At 71.2% G+C, this 16,003-nt stretch carries 15 protein-coding genes; 9 read left to right on the forward strand and 6 right to left on the reverse strand.

Going from position 1 to position 16,003, the window contains the following annotated elements; translation table 11 throughout:
* Nucleotides 1-7: 7 nt before the first annotated feature.
* The 8 genes from CKO41_RS01600 to CKO41_RS01635 are packed head-to-tail and all read left to right on the forward strand — an operon-like array spanning nucleotide 8 to nucleotide 8,481.
* Nucleotides 8-1,108, forward strand: coding sequence for a V0D/AC39 family V-type ATPase subunit (locus tag CKO41_RS01600; RefSeq protein WP_200381043.1), 1,101 nt, complete (start codon nucleotides 8-10; stop codon nucleotides 1,106-1,108).
* 22 nt (nucleotides 1,109-1,130) lie between these two features.
* Nucleotides 1,131-3,101, forward strand: coding sequence for a V-type ATP synthase subunit I (locus CKO41_RS01605; RefSeq protein ID WP_200381044.1), 1,971 nt, complete (start codon nucleotides 1,131-1,133; stop codon nucleotides 3,099-3,101).
* Between the two features lie 48 nt (nucleotides 3,102-3,149).
* On the forward strand, nucleotides 3,150-3,608 hold the full coding sequence (locus CKO41_RS01610) for an ATP synthase subunit C (protein WP_200381045.1): 459 nt from the start codon (nucleotides 3,150-3,152) through the stop codon (nucleotides 3,606-3,608).
* Nucleotides 3,609-3,621: 13 nt separating this feature from the next.
* Nucleotides 3,622-3,978, forward strand: a complete 357-nt coding sequence (locus tag CKO41_RS01615) for a V-type ATP synthase subunit F (RefSeq protein WP_200381046.1) — start codon at nucleotides 3,622-3,624, stop codon at nucleotides 3,976-3,978.
* Nucleotides 3,975-4,613 carry a V-type ATP synthase subunit E family protein gene (locus CKO41_RS01620; RefSeq protein WP_200381047.1) on the forward strand — a complete coding sequence of 213 codons (639 nt, stop codon included), beginning with the start codon at nucleotides 3,975-3,977 and terminating at the stop codon, nucleotides 4,611-4,613. The genes CKO41_RS01615 and CKO41_RS01620 overlap by 4 nt, the downstream gene beginning before the upstream one ends.
* 4 nt (nucleotides 4,614-4,617) lie before the next feature.
* Entirely contained in the window at nucleotides 4,618-6,426 is a 1,809-nt protein-coding gene (locus CKO41_RS01625) for a V-type ATP synthase subunit A (RefSeq protein ID WP_200381048.1), read from the forward strand.
* Nucleotides 6,423-7,802 carry a V-type ATP synthase subunit B gene (locus tag CKO41_RS01630; protein WP_200381049.1) on the forward strand — a complete coding sequence of 460 codons (1,380 nt, stop codon included), beginning with the start codon at nucleotides 6,423-6,425 and terminating at the stop codon, nucleotides 7,800-7,802. Before CKO41_RS01625 ends, CKO41_RS01630 begins: the two co-directional genes overlap by 4 nt.
* A 55-nt stretch (nucleotides 7,803-7,857) precedes the next feature.
* Nucleotides 7,858-8,481 carry a V-type ATP synthase subunit D gene (locus CKO41_RS01635; protein ID WP_200381050.1) on the forward strand — a complete coding sequence of 208 codons (624 nt, stop codon included), beginning with the start codon at nucleotides 7,858-7,860 and terminating at the stop codon, nucleotides 8,479-8,481.
* 209 nt (nucleotides 8,482-8,690) lie between these two features.
* Here CKO41_RS01635 and CKO41_RS01640 read toward each other — a convergent pair whose 3' ends face one another.
* The 6 genes from CKO41_RS01640 to CKO41_RS01665 all read right to left on the reverse strand — a co-directional run bounded on the left by CKO41_RS01640 (nucleotide 8,691) and on the right by CKO41_RS01665 (nucleotide 13,572).
* On the reverse strand, nucleotides 8,691-9,479 hold the full coding sequence (locus tag CKO41_RS01640; protein WP_200251314.1) for a PP2C family protein-serine/threonine phosphatase: 789 nt from the start codon (nucleotides 9,477-9,479) through the stop codon (nucleotides 8,691-8,693).
* A gap of 19 nt (nucleotides 9,480-9,498) precedes the next feature.
* Nucleotides 9,499-10,236, reverse strand: a complete 738-nt coding sequence (locus CKO41_RS01645; RefSeq protein ID WP_200381051.1) for a DsbC family protein — start codon at nucleotides 10,234-10,236, stop codon at nucleotides 9,499-9,501.
* A 13-nt stretch (nucleotides 10,237-10,249) separates the two neighbouring features.
* Complete coding sequence (locus tag CKO41_RS01650) at nucleotides 10,250-10,732, reverse strand: YajQ family cyclic di-GMP-binding protein (protein WP_200381102.1); 483 nt, start codon at nucleotides 10,730-10,732, stop codon at nucleotides 10,250-10,252.
* 81 nt (nucleotides 10,733-10,813) lie between these two features.
* Nucleotides 10,814-11,710 carry a site-specific tyrosine recombinase XerD gene (gene xerD, locus CKO41_RS01655; protein WP_200255465.1) on the reverse strand — a complete coding sequence of 299 codons (897 nt, stop codon included), beginning with the start codon at nucleotides 11,708-11,710 and terminating at the stop codon, nucleotides 10,814-10,816.
* The gene (locus tag CKO41_RS01660) at nucleotides 11,707-12,180 is read right to left on the reverse strand and encodes a methylated-DNA--[protein]-cysteine S-methyltransferase (protein WP_200381052.1); all 474 of its coding nucleotides are present in this window, start codon (nucleotides 12,178-12,180) and stop codon (nucleotides 11,707-11,709) included. The genes xerD and CKO41_RS01660 overlap by 4 nt, the downstream gene beginning before the upstream one ends.
* Before the next feature lie 207 nt (nucleotides 12,181-12,387).
* Nucleotides 12,388-13,572, reverse strand: a complete 1,185-nt coding sequence (locus tag CKO41_RS01665; RefSeq protein WP_338115527.1) for a ChaN family lipoprotein — start codon at nucleotides 13,570-13,572, stop codon at nucleotides 12,388-12,390.
* A gap of 240 nt (nucleotides 13,573-13,812) precedes the next feature.
* Between CKO41_RS01665 and CKO41_RS01670 the strand changes: the two genes are divergently transcribed.
* On the forward strand, nucleotides 13,813-15,960 hold the full coding sequence (locus CKO41_RS01670; RefSeq protein WP_200381054.1) for a M1 family metallopeptidase: 2,148 nt from the start codon (nucleotides 13,813-13,815) through the stop codon (nucleotides 15,958-15,960).
* Nucleotides 15,961-16,003: the final 43 nt, after the last annotated feature.

A 16,003-nucleotide genomic window follows, 5' to 3' on the forward strand; every position in this document is an offset into this window, starting at 1 on the left:
CCATCCGATGTCGAGCGCCGCCGGCGAGGCCTACGTCAACACCCGCGTCTCGATCATGGCGACGCGGCTGCTCGCGCCCGGGCAACTCGAATCGCTCGCCCGCCTGGATCTCGCCGAGCTGGCCGAGCAACTCGCCCTCGGCGACCTCCTCGACGGGCAGCGCGACGGCCGGCTCGACCGTCGCGCCCAGGGCGACACCCGCGCCAAGAGCCGCGCCGTCGAGCAGGCCCTGATTGCCACCCTGCTCGCCGAGCTGCGGATCCTGGTGCGCCCGATGCGCCCGGTCGAGCGCGCCCTGGTGCGCGCCTGGGGACGCAAGTACGCCCTCTTCAACCTCAAGGCCCTGCTGCGCGGCCGGCTCTACGACCTCGACCAATCCGATATCGAGAATCACCTCTACGACCTGCCGCCGGAGCTCGGCCTCGGCGAGCCCTCCCTACTGCGGGCCGAGACCGTCCTGGAACTGCTGCGCGCCCTCGAGGGCAGCCCCTACGCGCTGATCGCCCGCCAGGCCCGCGAGATCTACGAGCAGCGGCACGAGCCCTCGGCGTTGGAGGCGGCGATCGACCAGCTCTACTACGAACGCCTGGCCCGTCAGGTGCTCCAGTTCCACGACGAGGACCTGCGCCCGCTCCAGGTCCTCGTCGGCGCCCTCCTCGACCGGGTCGGCCTGCTCTGGCTGCTGCGTTCGCGCTTCGTCTTCGGGCTCTCGCCGTCGGAGACCTTCTTCCGCCTGGTGCCGTCGTTCCGCGTCATGCAACGCGAGCGGCTGATCGCGCTCGTCGACCTGGAGTCGCGCGAGCGGGTCCTCGAGGCCCTGCCCGAGCCGTTCGCCGCGCTGCTCGCCGACAGCCGCGACCTGGTCGACATCCAGCGCCGCCTCGCCGCCCACTTCATCGACGAGACCCGCCGGGTGCTGCGCCTGAGCCGCTCCGGCGTGGCCCGCACGCTGGCCTACCTGATGCTTCGCGAGCTCGACCTGATGCGCCTGTTCGCCCTGATCCAGGGCCGCCTCCTCGGTCTGCCGGAGGACCTGATCGGGCAGGCCGCCGAACTCGCCGAGCCGGACGAGCGCGAACCGCTGCGACACATGGAGGCCGCGCCATGACAGGCGACGGAGGCGACGCGCCATGCTGACCCCGACCGCGATGCGCCATGTGCGGCTGCTGGCCCTGACCGATGACCTGCCGCGGGCCGCCCTGGCGCTGGCCGAGACCGAGAGCTTCCATCCCGACGCCCGGGCGCCGACCGAGGCCCAGCTCGCCGGCCAGCCCGGTCGCGACTACCGCACGATCTACCAGCAGGCCCATGCCCGGCTGGCCAAGATCGGTAAGCCGATCCGGCTCCGCGCCGATCCGGCGATCGCCGAGGTCCGGGTCGTCGAGGCCGGCGAGCTGGCCGAGGTCAACGACTGGCTCGGGCGGATCTGGCATGAGGCCTCGCGCTACGAGGAGGAGCTGCGCCGGCTCGAGGCCGAGGAGCGCCTCGTCGTCGAGCAACAGGCGGCGCTGGAGAACTTCGCCGAGCTCGAGGTGGACCTCGGCCGGCTGCACAGCAAGACCCGGTTCCTGGACTTCTACATCGGCATGGTCCCGCGCGAGAACCTCAGCCGGCTCGCCGACGCGGTCGCCCTCGCCGAACACCTACTCTACCCGTACATGATCCGCGGCGAGCGGGCCCATGTCGTGATCGTCGGCCCATGCGGCGAGCGCGAGGCGCAGCTCGGCTCGGTACTCGCCTCGGCAGGCTTTCAGGCCCTGCCGATCCCGGCGGGCCTCGACAGTGCGCCCGACGAGATGGGCCCGATCCTCGCCGAACGGCGCCGGGGCATCGTCGCCGAGCGGGCGGCGCTGCACGAGCGCCTCGACGACTGGGCGGCGAGCCTGCGCGAGCGGCTCGACGCGGCGGCCCAGACCCTCGCCCTAGCCGAGCCCTTCGTCGCCCTCGACCCGGCGCTGCGCAGCGCCGGCCCACTGGCCCATCTGGCCGGCTGGGTACCGGCACGCGCCCTCGCCGACCTCGAGGCGCGCCTCGGCGAGACACTGACCGGGCCCTTCGCCATCGAGGACCGCGCCCCGCGCCCGGACGAGCGCCCGCTGGTGCCCACCGTGGCGCCGCGCAGCCGCCTGCTCCAGCCGTTCCGGCTCCTCGTCAAGCAATACGGGATCCCGCAGTACGGCGAAGTCGACCCGACCCCGCTCTTCGCCGTGACCTTCCTGCTGATGTTCGGCACCATGTTCGGCGACGTCGGCCAGGGCGCGGTCATCGCCGTGCTGGCCTGGCTGCTGCGCCGGCGGCTCGGGCGGTTGGCCCTGTTCGGCGTCCTCGCCGGCCTCTCCTCGATCGCCTTCGGCTTCCTGTTCGGCAGCGTCTTCGGCGACGAGCATCTGCTGCCGGCGCTCTGGATGTCGCCGCTGCACGACCCGATCCTGATGCTCCAGCTGGCCCTCGGCTGGGGCGTGGGCTTCCTCGTCCTCGCCTGCCTGCTGGCCATCTACAACCGCCTGGCCGTCGGCAACGTCCGCGACGCGCTGCTCGGCCCACACGGGCTGGTCAACCTGGTCTTCTACCTGGCGCTGGTCTGGGGCGGGCTCGGCCTGGCCCGCGACGGGACCTTCGGCTGGCTCCCGGGCGCGCTGGTCGCGGCGAGCCTCGCGGCGCTCGCGGTCCACAGATGGAGACACCTGGAGGCGCCGCTCGGGGAGCGGATCCTGGTCGTCTCCATCGAGACCCTGGAGACCGTGATCGGCTATGTCTCGAACACGCTGTCGTTCCTGCGCGTCGCGGCCTTCAGCCTGAACCACGTGGCGCTGTCGATCGCGATCTTCACGCTGGCCGACATGATGGGCCAGGTCGGCCACCTGGTGACGCTGGTCCTCGGCAACGTCTTCGTCATCGTCCTGGAGGGCGGCATCGTGATGATCCAGGTGATGCGGCTGCAATACTACGAGGGCTTCTCCCGCTATTTCTCGGGCAACGGGTTGGAGTTCGCGCCGCTGCGGCTGCGCCGTGCCCCGGCCCGCACCCCGGTCCGCACTCAGATCGGCAGCGGGACCGGTCAGCAACGCCGGGGGACACGCACGGCGGTGCCGCCGCGCTGAGCGGACCCGGTCCGATCCACCACCCATTTCGCCACACAGGAGCGCATCATGTACTGGCTCGTCGGTCTCATGTCCCTGGCCCTCGTCGGCCTCATCGCCACCGGCCTCGCGCTCGAGCTCGGCGCCGTCCGGGTCGTGCGGCTCGCCCGGGTGCGCCGTTGGCTGAAGCCGGCGCTGGCCACGCAGCTCCTGGTCTTCGTCTCGGCCCACCTCGGCCTGCTGGTCCTCGGCGTCGGCGACGCCTTCGCCCAGACCACGGAGGCGGCGAGCGCCGGCGGTGCCGAGATCTCGATCGGGATGGGCCTCGCGATCCTCGGCGCCGGGATCCCGACCGGCCTCTCGACGATCGGCGCCGGCATCGCCGTCGGCCCGATCGGCGCCGCCTCGCTCGCCGCCATCACCGAGAAGCCCGAGAGCCTGGGGCGCACGCTCATCTACCTCGGCCTGGCCGAGGGCATCGCCATCTATGGCCTGGTCATCAGCATCCTGCTGCTGAACCGGATCTGACCCGGAGGCGGCGATGAGCGGCGACACCGACCAGGGGACGACGACCCGGATGCTCTTCCTCGGCGAGCACAGCCTTGCCGAGGGACTGCGCCTGATCGGCTTCGAAACCCACCCTGACGCCACGCCCAGCGACCTGGAACGGGTCTGCCGCACGCTGATCCGCGAGCGCGCGAGCGCCTTCGTCCTCGTCGATGACAGACTGATGCAGTCCGGCACGCCGGCGCTGCGCCAGGTCCTCGACGAGGGCGGGCGCATCGTCGTCATGGCCCTCCCGCCGCTCGCCGGACCCGTGCGACTGACGAGCCGGGTTGCCGAGCGGCTCCAGGCGCTGTTCGGTCCCGCCACCCTCGATCCCCAGGAGCGACAGTGAGCCAGGTAGACGACCTCGAGCAGGCCATCCTCGCCCGCGCCGAGCAGCTCGCCCGCCAGTACCGCGAGCGGGCCAACCGCAGCCGCGACAACATCCTGCGCGAGGCGGCCGAGAAGCGGCGCCTGCGCGAGCAACGCGAGGAGGCGAGCGCCCGGGCACTCGGCGAGCGCGCCTTCCGCCAACAGGTCCAGGCCAGCGAGCTGACGATGCAGAGCCAGCTCGACCGCACGCGCTGGAACCTGATGCAGTCCGTCGAGCGGCGCCTCGCCGAGCGGATGCGCCTGTTCATGACCGACGAGGACGCCTACCTCGCCTTCCTGAAGGACCTGATCGTCGCGAGCGCCCACGCCATCGAGGACGACCGGCTCGAGGTCCTGGCCAACGCCGCCGACATCAAGCGCTTGCCGCGGGTCTGGGAGACCGTCGCCGCGGCCCTGCCCGAGCGCGACCTGCGGCTCGTCGAGGAGCCACTGGCGACCCTCGGCGGCGTACTGGTGCGCAGCGCCGACCGGCGCATCCGGGTCGACAACAGCTTCGAGGGCCGGCTGGCGCGCCTCGGCCCGCAGATCACCCAGGTGATCTTCGAGCGACTGCTCCCCAGCGGCCTCGACACGGGCAACCTCTTCACCGGGTGAGACCATGAGCGACAGCAGGCGCAGCGGCGTCATCCGCGACATCAACGGGCCGATCGTGACCATCGAGGCGCCCGGCATCCGCAGCGGCGAGCAGGTCCGTATCGGCGAGGCGGGCCTCCTCGGCGAGGTGATCTCGCTCAAGGGCGAGCAGGCGGTGGTGCAGACCTACGAGTCGACCGACGGGGTGCGCCCTGGCGAGCCGGCCGTCGGCTTGGGCTGGCCGCTGTCGGTCGAGCTCGGCCCGGGGCTGCTCGGGGGCATCTTCGACGGCATCCAGCGACCCCTGGAGCAGATCGCGCTGGCCTCGGGCGACTACATCCGCCGGGGCCTGAGCATCCCAGCGCTCGATCGCTCCCGGCTCTGGGCGTTCGAGCCGAGCCCCGGGCTGGAGCCCGGCACGCCGCTCGCGGGCGGCATGGTCCTAGGGACGGTCCAGGAGACCGCGACCATCCTGCACCGGATCCTGGTCCCACCGGGCGTCGAAGGCGAACTCCTGGAGCTGGCCCCGGCCGGCGAGTACGAGATCGAGGCCACCATCGCCCAGGTGCGCGACGCCCGCGGTCCAGGTCGTGACGAGAGCCGGCGCCTGTACCTCTACCACCGCTGGCCGGTGCGCCGGCCCCGGCCCTACAGCCAGCGCGACGACGGCGTCGCGCCGCTGATCACCGGCCAGCGGGTCATCGACAGCTTCTTCCCGCTGCTCAAGGGCGGCAAGGGCGCGGTGCCGGGGCCATTCGGCGCCGGCAAGACGATGGTCCAGCAGCAGATCGCACGCTGGTCGAACGCCGACATCGTCATCTACGTCGGCTGCGGCGAGCGCGGCAACGAGCTGGTCGACGTCCTGGAGAGCTTCCCGCAGCTCGACGACCCCCACACCGGGCGCAAGCTCATGGAGCGCACCCTGCTCGTCGCCAACACCTCGAACATGCCGGTCGTCGCCCGCGAGGCCTCGATCTACGTCGGCATCACGATGGCCGAGTACTACCGCGACATGGGCTACGACGTGGTCATGCTCGCCGACTCGACGAGCCGCTGGGCCGAGGCGCTGCGCGAGGTCTCGGGGCGCCTCGGCCAGATGCCGGTCGAGGAGGGCTACCCGGCCTATCTCGCTTCGCGCCTCGCGGCCTTCTACGAACGCGCCGGGCGTGTCGAGACCTGCGCCTCGGCCTCGGGCTCGGTGACCCTGATCGGTGCCGTCTCACCGCCCGGGGGCGATTTCTCAGAGCCGGTCACGAGCCACACGAAGGACATCATCGAGACCTTCTGGGCCCTCTCGAAGGAGCTCGCCGACGCCCGCCACTACCCGTCGATCGACTGGGACACCAGCTTCTCGGGCCATGTGCCGACCGCCGCCCAGTGGTGGGCCGACGAGGTCGACCACGGCTGGGCGGCGCGCCGCGCCCAGGCGCTGAAGCTCCTGAGCCGCGACGCCGAGCTCTCGCGCATCGTCAACCTGGTCGGCCCCGAGGCCCTCTCCGACGTGCAGCGCTGGGAACTGGAGGGGGCGGCCCTGGTCAAGGAGGGCATCCTCCAGCAGAGCGCCCTCGATGAGGTCGACACCTTCTGCTCGCCGCCGCGGCAGTTCGCGCTGCTCGATCTGGTCCTCTGGATCTACGACCAGGGTGCCGAACTGGTCGGGCGCGGCGTGCCGGTGCGCGAGGTCCAGTCGCTGCCGTTCCTCGCCCGCGTGCGGCGGCTCAAGTCGATCTACGGTAACGACCAGCTCGAGGGCATCCGCCATTTCCGCGCCGAGGTCGGGCAGGCCCTCGACGGCCTGCGCCTGGAGTACGATCAGGGGGAGGCGAGCCGATGAGCATCAAGGAGTACCGGACCGCGGCCGAGGCCCGCGGCGGCCTGCTGGTGCTGAAGGGGACCCCGGGCGTGGCCTTCGGCGACCGGGTGCGGATCACCGACCACACGGGCGGCGTGCGCAACGGCCAGGTCATCCGCACCGCCGACGACGAGGTGCTGGTGCTGGTCTTCGAAGGCACCGACGACCTGGACCTGGCCGAGACCTGGGTGCGCTTCCTCGACGAACCCATGGAGATCGCCCTGTCGCCCGAGATCCTCGGGCGCGAGTTCAATGGCCTCGGCGAGCCGCGCGACGGCCGCCCGCCGATCCTCTCCAACATCCGCCGGGCGATCGCCGGTTCGGCGATCAACCCGGCCGCCCGCACCTACCCGCGCGAGTTCATCCAGACCGGCATCTCGGCGATCGACGGGCTGAACTCGCTGGTGCGCGGCCAGAAGCTGCCGATCTTCTCGGGCTCGGGCCTGCCGCACAACCGCCTCGCCGCCCAGATCGTGCGCCAGGCGCGGCTCAAGGGCGAGGACACGAGCTTCTCGGTGGTCTTCGCCGCGATGGGCGTCTCCTACACCGACGCCCGCTTCTTCCGCGACGAGCTCGCCTCCTCCGGGGTGCTGCGCAACGTCGTGATGTTCATCAACCTGGCCGACGACCCGCCGGTCGAGCGCCTGCTGCTGCCGCGCACGGCCCTGACCGCCGCCGAGTACCTGGCCTTCGACCTCGACCGCCATGTGCTGGTCGTGATGACCGACATGACCTACTACGCCGAGGCGTTGCGCGAGGTGGCGACCGCCAAGGGCGACGTGCCGGCGCGCAAGGGCTACCCGGGGTACCTCTACTCGGACCTCGCCGAGATCTACGAGCGTTGCGGGCGCATCCACGAGCGCCACGGCTCGATTACGATGATGCCGGTCGTGAGCATGCCCTCCGACGACATCACCCACCCGATCCCGGACCTGACCGGTTATATCACCGAGGGCCAGATCGTGCTGTCGCGCGACCTGCACAACCGCGGCATCTATCCGCCGGTGCACGTCTCGCCGTCACTATCGCGGCTGATGAAGGACGGCATCGGCAAGGACGACACCCGCGAGGACCACCCGCGCGTCGCCGCCCAGCTCTACGCCCTCTATGCCCGTGCCCAGGAGACCCGCAACCTGGCCTCGATCATCGGTGCCGACGAGCTCTCGGAGCGCGACCGCCGCTATCTCCACTTCGCCGATGCCTTCGACGCGCGCTTCGTCGGCCAGGGCGAGGACGAGGACCGCAGCATCGAGGCGACGCTGAACCTGGCCTGGGAACTGATATCGCAGTTCCCGCGCGAGGCCCTCACGCGCCTCAGCGAGACGGACCTGGCGAAGTACCACCAGGGCGAGGACTAGGGCGAGGGACCGCGCAGCGGCAGGCGCGACCGTCCACCAGCGAGCGACCCATCCCATGGCCCAACCCCTGATCCGCGTACCGCCGACGAAGAACGCCTTGCTGCGGCTGAAGAAGCAGGCGCAGTTCCTCGAGGAGGGTCACGCCCTGCTCGAGCGCAAGCGCGAGCTCCTCACGCGCCTGGTCTACGAGCGGCTCGGCGCGTATCGCCGGCTGCGCGAGGAGGCCGAGCGGGCCCTCCAGGCGGCCTACCGCAGCCTCGGCATCACCCACCTGCGCCTGGGCAGCCGCGGCATCCACCAGGTCGCCCTCGGCGCCGAGGCGGCCTTGGCGGTGAGCATCCTGCCGCGGCGCAGCCTCGGGGTCGAGTATCCGTCGGTCACCGCCGAGCGCCGGGCGCTGAAGCCGGTCGGCCTGCTGGGCACGGATGCGAGCTTCGACGAGACCCGCGAGCTGCTCGCCGAGGCGGCCGTGCTGCTCGCCCGACTCGGCGAGGTCGAGATCGCGCTGCACCGCCTGCTGGAGGAGCAGCGCAAGGCACAGAAGCGCGTCAACGCGCTGAAGTACAATGTGATCCCGCGCTACCACCGGACGATCCACTTCATCCAGTCGGCGCTCGAGGAAGAGGAGCGCAACACCCTGTTTCAGGTCAAGCGGCTGCGCGAGCGCAACGGTGGTTGACGCCGCCCCGGGCAGGGGATCGTGGGTGGCGGCTGGGCGGCTCGGTACGCAACGCGCACGCTAAGGAGCGGCGCAGAAACGACCGACACAAGCACGGGGAAGACACGCACCAACAGGCGCGAAAAACATCATAAAATACTGTTTTTATTAATTTATTTCGCGTGCTTCGTAGTTCCCATGCGATGTGCCGGTCGTTCTTGACTCATCGCTCAGCGGCTTGCGCCAACGCGCAGGATGGCCAGCGTGATGTTGTCGGTGCCGCCGCGCTCGCAGGCGAGGTCGACCAACGCATCGGCGAGGCCCCCGAGATCGGCGTCGGCGACACCGAGCAACTGGCGCAACCAGTCATCCGGGATCATGTTCGTGAGCCCGTCGGTGCAGAAGAGGTAGATATCCCCCACTGCGAACCCTTCGGCACCGACCGCGACCTGGATCTCGCCCGTCGAGCCGAGGGCCCGGGTCAACAGGTTCTGGCCGACACCGTAGCGGCGTGCCTCGGCAAGCGAGGGGAAGAAGCCGCGGTCGACGACGTCCTGGATGAACGAGTGGTCGCGCGTGATCTGGAGGACCTCGCCATCGCGCAGCCGATAGAGCCGGGAGTCGCCGACATGGGCGTGCGCGAGCCAGCCCTCGCCGACATAGCCGACGACGACGGTCGTGCCCATGCCGCGGCAGGCGGCATCGCTGCCGCTCGCCTCCCAGATCTGTCGGTTCGCCTCTTGGACCGCTGCCGCGAGAAAGGCCGTGGCCGCGTCGCGGTTGGTCCGCGACGGCGGCTGCTCGCGCACCCGCCTGGCGATCACGTCGGCGGCGAGCTGGCTGGCGACCTCACCGGCGTTCGCCCCGCCGACGCCGTCGGCAACGAGAAGGAGCCCGTGCCCCTCATCGACGAGCACCGCGTCCTCGTTGTGCACGCGCACCACGCCGCGGTCGGTGCGCCAGGCATACTCCAGTCGGTACCTCGGGGCGCGACCGCCCCGCCCATCGACCCCGCTCAAGACCCGCACCCCCGCCCGATCAGCGCGCGCCGAGCTGCTCGAGCATCGCCGCGAGCTGCGCCGGCTCGATATAGCCTGGCACCAGATCGCCCGATTCGAGGAGCAGGGCCGGGGTGCCGCGGATCCCCATCTCGCTCCCAAGGGCCAGGTGCGCGTCGACCGGGTTCGGGCACCGCCGGGCCGGGACCTCCTTGCCCGCCTTGGCCGCCGTCAGCGCGGCGCGCCGGTCGTCGGCGCACCAGACCGAGACGGCCTCGTCGTACGACGGACTGCCCGCGCCGGCACGCGGGAAGAAGAGGTAGCGGATGCGGATACCCTCCGCGCCATAACTCTCGATCTGCTGGTGGAGCTTGCGGCAGTAGCCGCAGTCGATATCGGTGAAGACGGTGACCGTGTGTTCGGTCTTGCCTGGCGCGTCGAAGATGATCATGTTCTCCTCGCCGACCCGATCGACGGCCTTCAGACGCGCGGCCGCGAGCCGTGGCTCGGTGAGGTCCTCGCGCTCCTTCAGATCGACGATCCGCCCGTCGACGAAGTAGCGCCCGTCGCCGGTCACGTACATCAGTTGGGTGCCGACGAGGACCTCGTAGAGCCCCTTGACCGGCGAGGGCTCGATGCTGTCGATCCGGATGTCGGGTAGCACCGCCTCCAAGGATTTGCGCACCGTCGCCGGGCCGTCGGCGAGGGCGGGCTGGGCCAGGGCCAAGGCGAGGGCCAGCGCGGGGGCGACGGCCAGCAGTCGGGCGGGTCTCAACATCGGTGTCGTTCCTCTAGTCTCTGAAGTTGGTGAACTGGACCGGCAGCTGCCAGTCGCTCTCGCGCAACAGGGCGATGGCCCCTTGCAGGTCATCGCGGCTCTTGCCGGAAACCCGGACCTGTTCGCCCTGGATCTGGGCCTGGACCTTGAGCTTCGAGCCTTTGATCGCCTTGACCATGCGCTTGGCGGTCTCGGTGTCGACGCCCTGCTTGATGCGCACCTCCTGGCGGGCCGCATTGAGGGTCGTCACGGGGTCGGCGACCTCCAGGCAGGCGACGTCGACCCTCCGCTTGGCGAGCTTCTGACGCAGGATGTCCATCATCTGCTGGAGCTGGAACTCCTGCTCGGCCTCGAGCCGGACCTGTGCGTCCGCCAGCTCGAAATGGGCCTTGACGCCCTTGAAATCAAACCGCGTGCCGATCTCGCGATTGGCCTGATCGACCGCGTTGCGGACCTCCTGGAGGTCCACCTCGGCGACGACATCGAAGGTGGGCATCGCTGCGCTCCCGTTGTCCTCGTATTGCTCCTCGGCGGCACGATAGAGCATGGCGCCGGCCGATGCCAGCACCGCGGGCGGTCAGGCGCGCGGATGGTGCCGGGCATGGATCTGCTTGAGCCGTTCGCGCGCGACATGGGTGTAGATCTGGGTCGTCGACAGGCTGCTGTGCCCGAGGAGCATCTGCACGACCCGCAGGTCGGCGCCGTGATTGAGCAGATGGCTCGCAAAGGCGTGCCTCAGCGTGTGCGGCGAGAGAGGCTTGGCGATGCCGGCGATCAGCGCATAGCGCTTGATCAGGAGCCAGAAGGCCTGGCGCGTCATGCAGTCGCTACGCCCGGTCGGGAACAGGTAGTCGCTGCGCCGCCCGCCGAGGATATCGGCGCGCGGTCCCCGGGCATAGTCGCGCAGCCAATCGGCGGCCTCCTCGCCGAGCGGCACCAGCCGTTCCTTGCCGCCCTTGCCGACGATGCGCACGACCCCTTGGGTCAGGCTCACCTGCTGCGGGGTCAGTCCGACCAGCTCCGAGACCCGCAGCCCGCTCGCATAAAGGACCTCGAGCATGGTCCGGTCGCGGTGGCCGCGCGGGTCGTCGCTGTCCGGGGCGGCAAGCAGCGCCTCGACCTCGGACTCGGTCAGGGTCCGCGGCAGCGGCCGACCGAGGCGTGGCGCCTCGATGCGGGCGCTCGGGTCGACCTCGATGACCCCCTGGCGCACCAAGTGCTGATAGAACTGGCGCAGGCAGGAGAGACAGCGGGCCGCCGAGCGCGGCTTGCGCCCGGCGAGGGACAGGGCGCGCAGGTACTCCAGCAGATCACCGCGCTCGGCCTCGACGAGCCGGCGGCCGCGCTCGCGCACGAGCCAGGCGGCGAAGTGACGCAGGTCCGACTGGTAGGCGCTCAGCGTATTGCGGCTCAGGCCGCGCTCCATCCAGAGTAGGTCGGCGAAGCCCTCGATAACGCCCACCTCGTCGCTCATGGCGCCGGCACCGCCCCCTCGTGCGCGAGCAGCCAGCGCTTGATCGCGAGCTTGCGCCCGCCCATCGCCCCGGCAAAGCCGCCGAGGCCGCGGACAGCGACGACGCGGTGACAGGGGATCGCGATCGGACAGGGATTCGCGCGGCAGGCCAGGCCGATGGCCCTGGCCCCGGTGCCGAGCGCGCGCGCCAACTCGCCGTAGGTGCGCGTCTGCCCGGCCGGGATCTCCCGCAGCGCTGCCCAGACGCGGCGCTGGAAGTCGCTGCCGGCGAGCCGCAGCGGCAGCGCGAGCGGTACCCGCGGATCGGCGAAGTAGGTCGCGAAGGCGCGCTGCACGCGCTCGGGCGGCGCGGCCATCGGGCCGCCATCCGCGCCGGGCGGAACCTCGGGCGCGAGGTCGACGCGCACCAGCGCCCCATCGCGCCAGTCGATGCCGATCGGACCGAAAGGTGTCGTCGAGATGGCGATCATGGCTCCGTTCGCTGCCTGTTGTCTGACCGACCTCGCGCCGCGCGCCCGGCCGCCGATTCGGTGCGCGCCGATCTCACCCGAGGGCCGCAGACGGCCCGCCTCCGCCTGCCGCCGTCGAATAGCGCCGTGCGGCCCGGGCGAAGACGGCTCGCTGGCTTCGGCGGACTCCCGACCCTCCCCGCGGGCTTCAGGCGCGCGCCGTGCGGTTCAGTGGAGCACCACGTCGAAGGTCAGCCGCTCGCTCAGGCCGTTGGCCCGGTCACGCAGCACCTCGACCGGGACCCGCTCGCTGGCGGCCCGATCGATCAGCGCGATGCGCACGTCGGCGTAGCCGTGCACGGCCACGTCGGCGACGCGCACGATGCGGTCCTTCTTGCGCATCCCGGCGTCCTTCGCCCCGCTCACGTCACCGAAGTCCTGGACCTGAACGCCCGGGCCGTCCGACGCGTCCTCGAGCAGGACCCCGAGGAGGCCGGTCTTCGGCAGGTCGACCGGGTCCGGGTACAGCAGGAAGTCGGCGACGTCGCCCCCGAGGCGGCGGTCGCGCCCGTCGATCAGGATCGCCGAGGTCGTCGGCATGCGCCGCAACAGCCGGCGCGGGATGCCCTGACCGTATTCCAGGTGCCCGGCCCCGGCGAGCACGACCAGGGTCTTCTGCGGGTGCCCCTTCAGGTACTCGGCGGCCCGCGCGGCCATGCCCTCGTCCCAAAGCAGCTGGACCTCGAGGAAGTGCTCGAACTCCTTGCGGTCGGCCAGCATCGGATGGGCCCGGAAGGCGGCCTCCAGCCGCTCCCGGTAGGCGCCGTCGTCGCGCGCGATCGAATCGGGCAGGCGCGCGCGCTCGGCCGCATCCAGGCCGGCGATGCCGACCTCGCCGACCTTCTCGGTCAACTCGCTCTCCAGGTTCAGCGCGATGATCGGGACGCCATGATCGCGGGCGAAGCGCAGGATCGGCCGATAGAGCCGATAGTCGAAGCGCCAGCGGGTGAAGTACTGCGTCCGCCGCAGCATCGTCTCCTCATCGATGCGCCCGGCGACATAGTCGTCCAGGTGCGCCTGGTAGGGCTGCTGGAAGGCCTCCATGCCGATCGCCAGGTCCTTGCCCCGGGCGCGCAGCCCTTGCAGGATCGCGAGTTGGACGAGGTGATCCTCGTAGCGGTCGTGGCGCTCGCCGACGAAGATCACCTGCCGCTCGGCGAGGCGCGCCAGGATGTCGGTCAGTTGCGGCAGCGCGGCGACCTCGACGACGCGGGTCGCGAACGTCGCGCCGGGATCGGATGCGGCCTCGGGCGGCAGCGAGCCGGCCGCGACGATCTGGCCGGCGGCGAGCGCGCCGACGAGGAGGATGACGGCCCGGGCGGCCCGGCGGGTGTGGCGGATGGCGTCGATCACGGGACCTCTCGCATGACAAGGGACGGGCGTTGACCGCATTATGACCTGGCGAGGCGCCGATTGATCGGCCGTCCAGGCCGACAGCGGCACGAACATCGAAGATCCGGTTGGCGCCCCCGCTCGACGAGGGGCACTGCCTATGTCGGCGTCTCCCTAGCGTAACGTCGAATGGATGCCTTTTGGACAATTTTTCCGGACGGGCCGGCGCGGCCCGGTCGATGAACCAGCGCAGTTGTGACCATGAACAGAAAGATCCAGTTCCTCTCCGGCGGCCTGCTGCTGTCGTGGCTCGCCCTCGCATTGGCGACGCCAGCCCCGGCGGCAGACATCCTCGAGCACCGCATCGACGCGGCGATCGACCCGGCCACCGGGCGCATCGAGGCGACCGACCGGCTCGCGCTGCCCGCCGGGCAACCCCGCTGGACCTTCTATCTCGACGGCAACCTGACCCCCGAGGTCGCCGCCGGTGACGCGACCCTGACGCCGATCGCCCGCGAGTTCCACCTGGTCCGCTGGCGGCTCGAGCGCCCAACCACGGAAGCCGACCCCGGGCCTGTGACCATCGCCTACGCCGGGACCATCCGCCACGGCCTGCGAGACCTGCACGAGGGCATGGGCCGCACCCGCCAGTGGAGCGTCGGGACCATCTCGCCCGAGGGTGCCTTCCTCAGCGGGCAGAGCGGCTGGTATCCGACCTCCGCCGCCGAACCGGCGGAGGCGCTCCAGACCTTCCGCCTCGCGGTGACCCTACCGCGCGGCTGGCTGGCGGTCTCGCAAGGTGCCGGCCCGGAGATCGCCGAGACCGCCGACGGGGTGCGCGTCACCTGGCACGAAGGACACCCGCAGGACGAGATCCACCTGATCGCCGCGCCCTTCACCCGCTACGCCCGCACGACACCGGTGGCCGAGGCCCAGGTCTACCTGCGCACGCCCGACCCGGCCCTGGCCGAGCGCTACCTCGCGGCCACGGCCGACTATCTCGCCCTCTACGACCGCCTGATCGGCCCCTATCCCTACGCCAAGTTCGCCCTGGTCGAGAATTTCTGGGAGAGCGGCTACGGCATGCCGTCGTTCACGCTGCTCGGCCCGCAGGTCATCCGCCTGCCCTTCATCCTGCACACCTCCTATCCGCACGAGATCCTCCACAATTGGTGGGGAAACGGCGTCTACGTCGACTACGCGAGCGGCAACTGGAGCGAGGGCCTCACGACCTACCTCGCCGACCACCTGCTGCGCGAGCGCCAGGGTCAAGGTGCAGACTACCGCCGCGACGCCCTGAAGTCCTACATGGACTATGTCGACGCCGCGCGCGACTTCCCGATCCGCGCCTTTCGCGGCCGCGACAGCACGGCCGCCCAGGCGATCGGCTACGGCAAGACGATGATGGTGTTCCACATGCTGCGCCGCGAACTGGGCGATGCGGCCTTCATCGCCGGGCTGCGCCGTTTCTACGCCGACAACCGCTTCCGGGTCGCGGGCTTCGCCGACCTGCGCGACGCCTTCGCGGCGACGAGCGACCGCGACCTGGACGGCTTCTTCCGCCAGTGGACCGACCGCCCCGGCGCCCCGGGCCTGGCCCTGCGCGACGTCCGCGTGAGCGTCGACGGCGACGGCTACCGGTTGCGCGGCGAGTTGCGCCAGACCCAGGACGGCGCCCCCTTCGCGTTGCAGGTGCCGCTCGTCATCCACGACGCACAGGGTCGACCGACCGAGCGGACCCTGGCGATGAACGGGCGACGCGCCGCCGTCGACATCGCGCTGGCGAGCCGCCCGGTGCGCCTCGCGGTGGACCCGCGTTTCGATCTCTTCCGCCGGCTCGTCGCCGGCGAGGCCCCGATCACGCTGAGCGCCCTGCTCGGCGCGGACCGCGGCCTCATCCTGCTGCCGGCCGACGCCGATCCGCCACTCGCCGGCGCCTATCGACGCCTCGCCGAGGCCTGGCGGCGCGGCCAGCCGGGCTGGCAGATCCAAGCCGACGCCGACCTGGAGGCCCTGCCGCGCGACCGCCCCGTCTGGCTCCTCGGCTGGGAGAACCGCTTCCTCCCCGAGGCGGCCGGGGCGGCCGACATCGCCCTCGATCGGGCGGACCGCCGCGCACACCTCCCCGGCGGCACGACGAGCGGTGCCGGCGAGGGTCTGGCGATGACGCTGCCCGACGGCGAGCGCACGCTCGGCTGGCTCGCCGGCGTCGAGGACCAGACCATCGCCGCGCTGGCCCGCAAGGTGCCGCACTACGGCCGCTACGGCTACCTCGTCTTCGCCGCCGGCTCCGCCGAGAACCGCCTCAAGGGCCAATGGCCGGCGGGCGAGACGGCGCTGACGATCTGGCTCGACGGACACCGCCCGACCCTCGCCTGGCCGCCGGACGCCCCGCTCGTGGCCGAGTGATCGCGGGTGATGACGGGCCGGCTATGATAGGATCACGGCCGTC

Origin of the sequence: Thiococcus pfennigii, from assembly GCF_016583835.1 — a bacterium.
Taxonomy (GTDB): domain Bacteria; phylum Pseudomonadota; class Gammaproteobacteria; order Chromatiales; family Chromatiaceae; genus Thiococcus; species Thiococcus pfennigii.

What these genes read in the sequence shown, in the direction of transcription:
- CKO41_RS01600 (WP_200381043.1), top strand. Translation starts at nt 8, where the DNA reads ATGTCGAGCGCCGCCGGCGAGGCCTACGTCAACACCCGCGTCTCGATC.
- CKO41_RS01605 (WP_200381044.1), top strand. Translation starts at nt 1,131, where the DNA reads ATGCTGACCCCGACCGCGATGCGCCATGTGCGGCTGCTGGCCCTGACC.
- CKO41_RS01610 (WP_200381045.1), top strand. Translation starts at nt 3,150, where the DNA reads ATGTACTGGCTCGTCGGTCTCATGTCCCTGGCCCTCGTCGGCCTCATC.
- CKO41_RS01615 (WP_200381046.1), top strand. Translation starts at nt 3,622, where the DNA reads ATGAGCGGCGACACCGACCAGGGGACGACGACCCGGATGCTCTTCCTC.
- CKO41_RS01625 (WP_200381048.1), top strand. Translation starts at nt 4,618, where the DNA reads ATGAGCGACAGCAGGCGCAGCGGCGTCATCCGCGACATCAACGGGCCG.
- CKO41_RS01630 (WP_200381049.1), top strand. Translation starts at nt 6,423, where the DNA reads ATGAGCATCAAGGAGTACCGGACCGCGGCCGAGGCCCGCGGCGGCCTG.
- CKO41_RS01635 (WP_200381050.1), top strand. Translation starts at nt 7,858, where the DNA reads ATGGCCCAACCCCTGATCCGCGTACCGCCGACGAAGAACGCCTTGCTG.
- CKO41_RS01645 (WP_200381051.1), bottom strand. Translation starts at nt 10,236, where the DNA reads ATGTTGAGACCCGCCCGACTGCTGGCCGTCGCCCCCGCGCTGGCCCTC.
- CKO41_RS01650 (WP_200381102.1), bottom strand. Translation starts at nt 10,732, where the DNA reads ATGCCCACCTTCGATGTCGTCGCCGAGGTGGACCTCCAGGAGGTCCGC.
- xerD (WP_200255465.1), bottom strand. Translation starts at nt 11,710, where the DNA reads ATGAGCGACGAGGTGGGCGTTATCGAGGGCTTCGCCGACCTACTCTGG.
- CKO41_RS01660 (WP_200381052.1), bottom strand. Translation starts at nt 12,180, where the DNA reads ATGATCGCCATCTCGACGACACCTTTCGGTCCGATCGGCATCGACTGG.
- CKO41_RS01670 (WP_200381054.1), top strand. Translation starts at nt 13,813, where the DNA reads ATGAACAGAAAGATCCAGTTCCTCTCCGGCGGCCTGCTGCTGTCGTGG.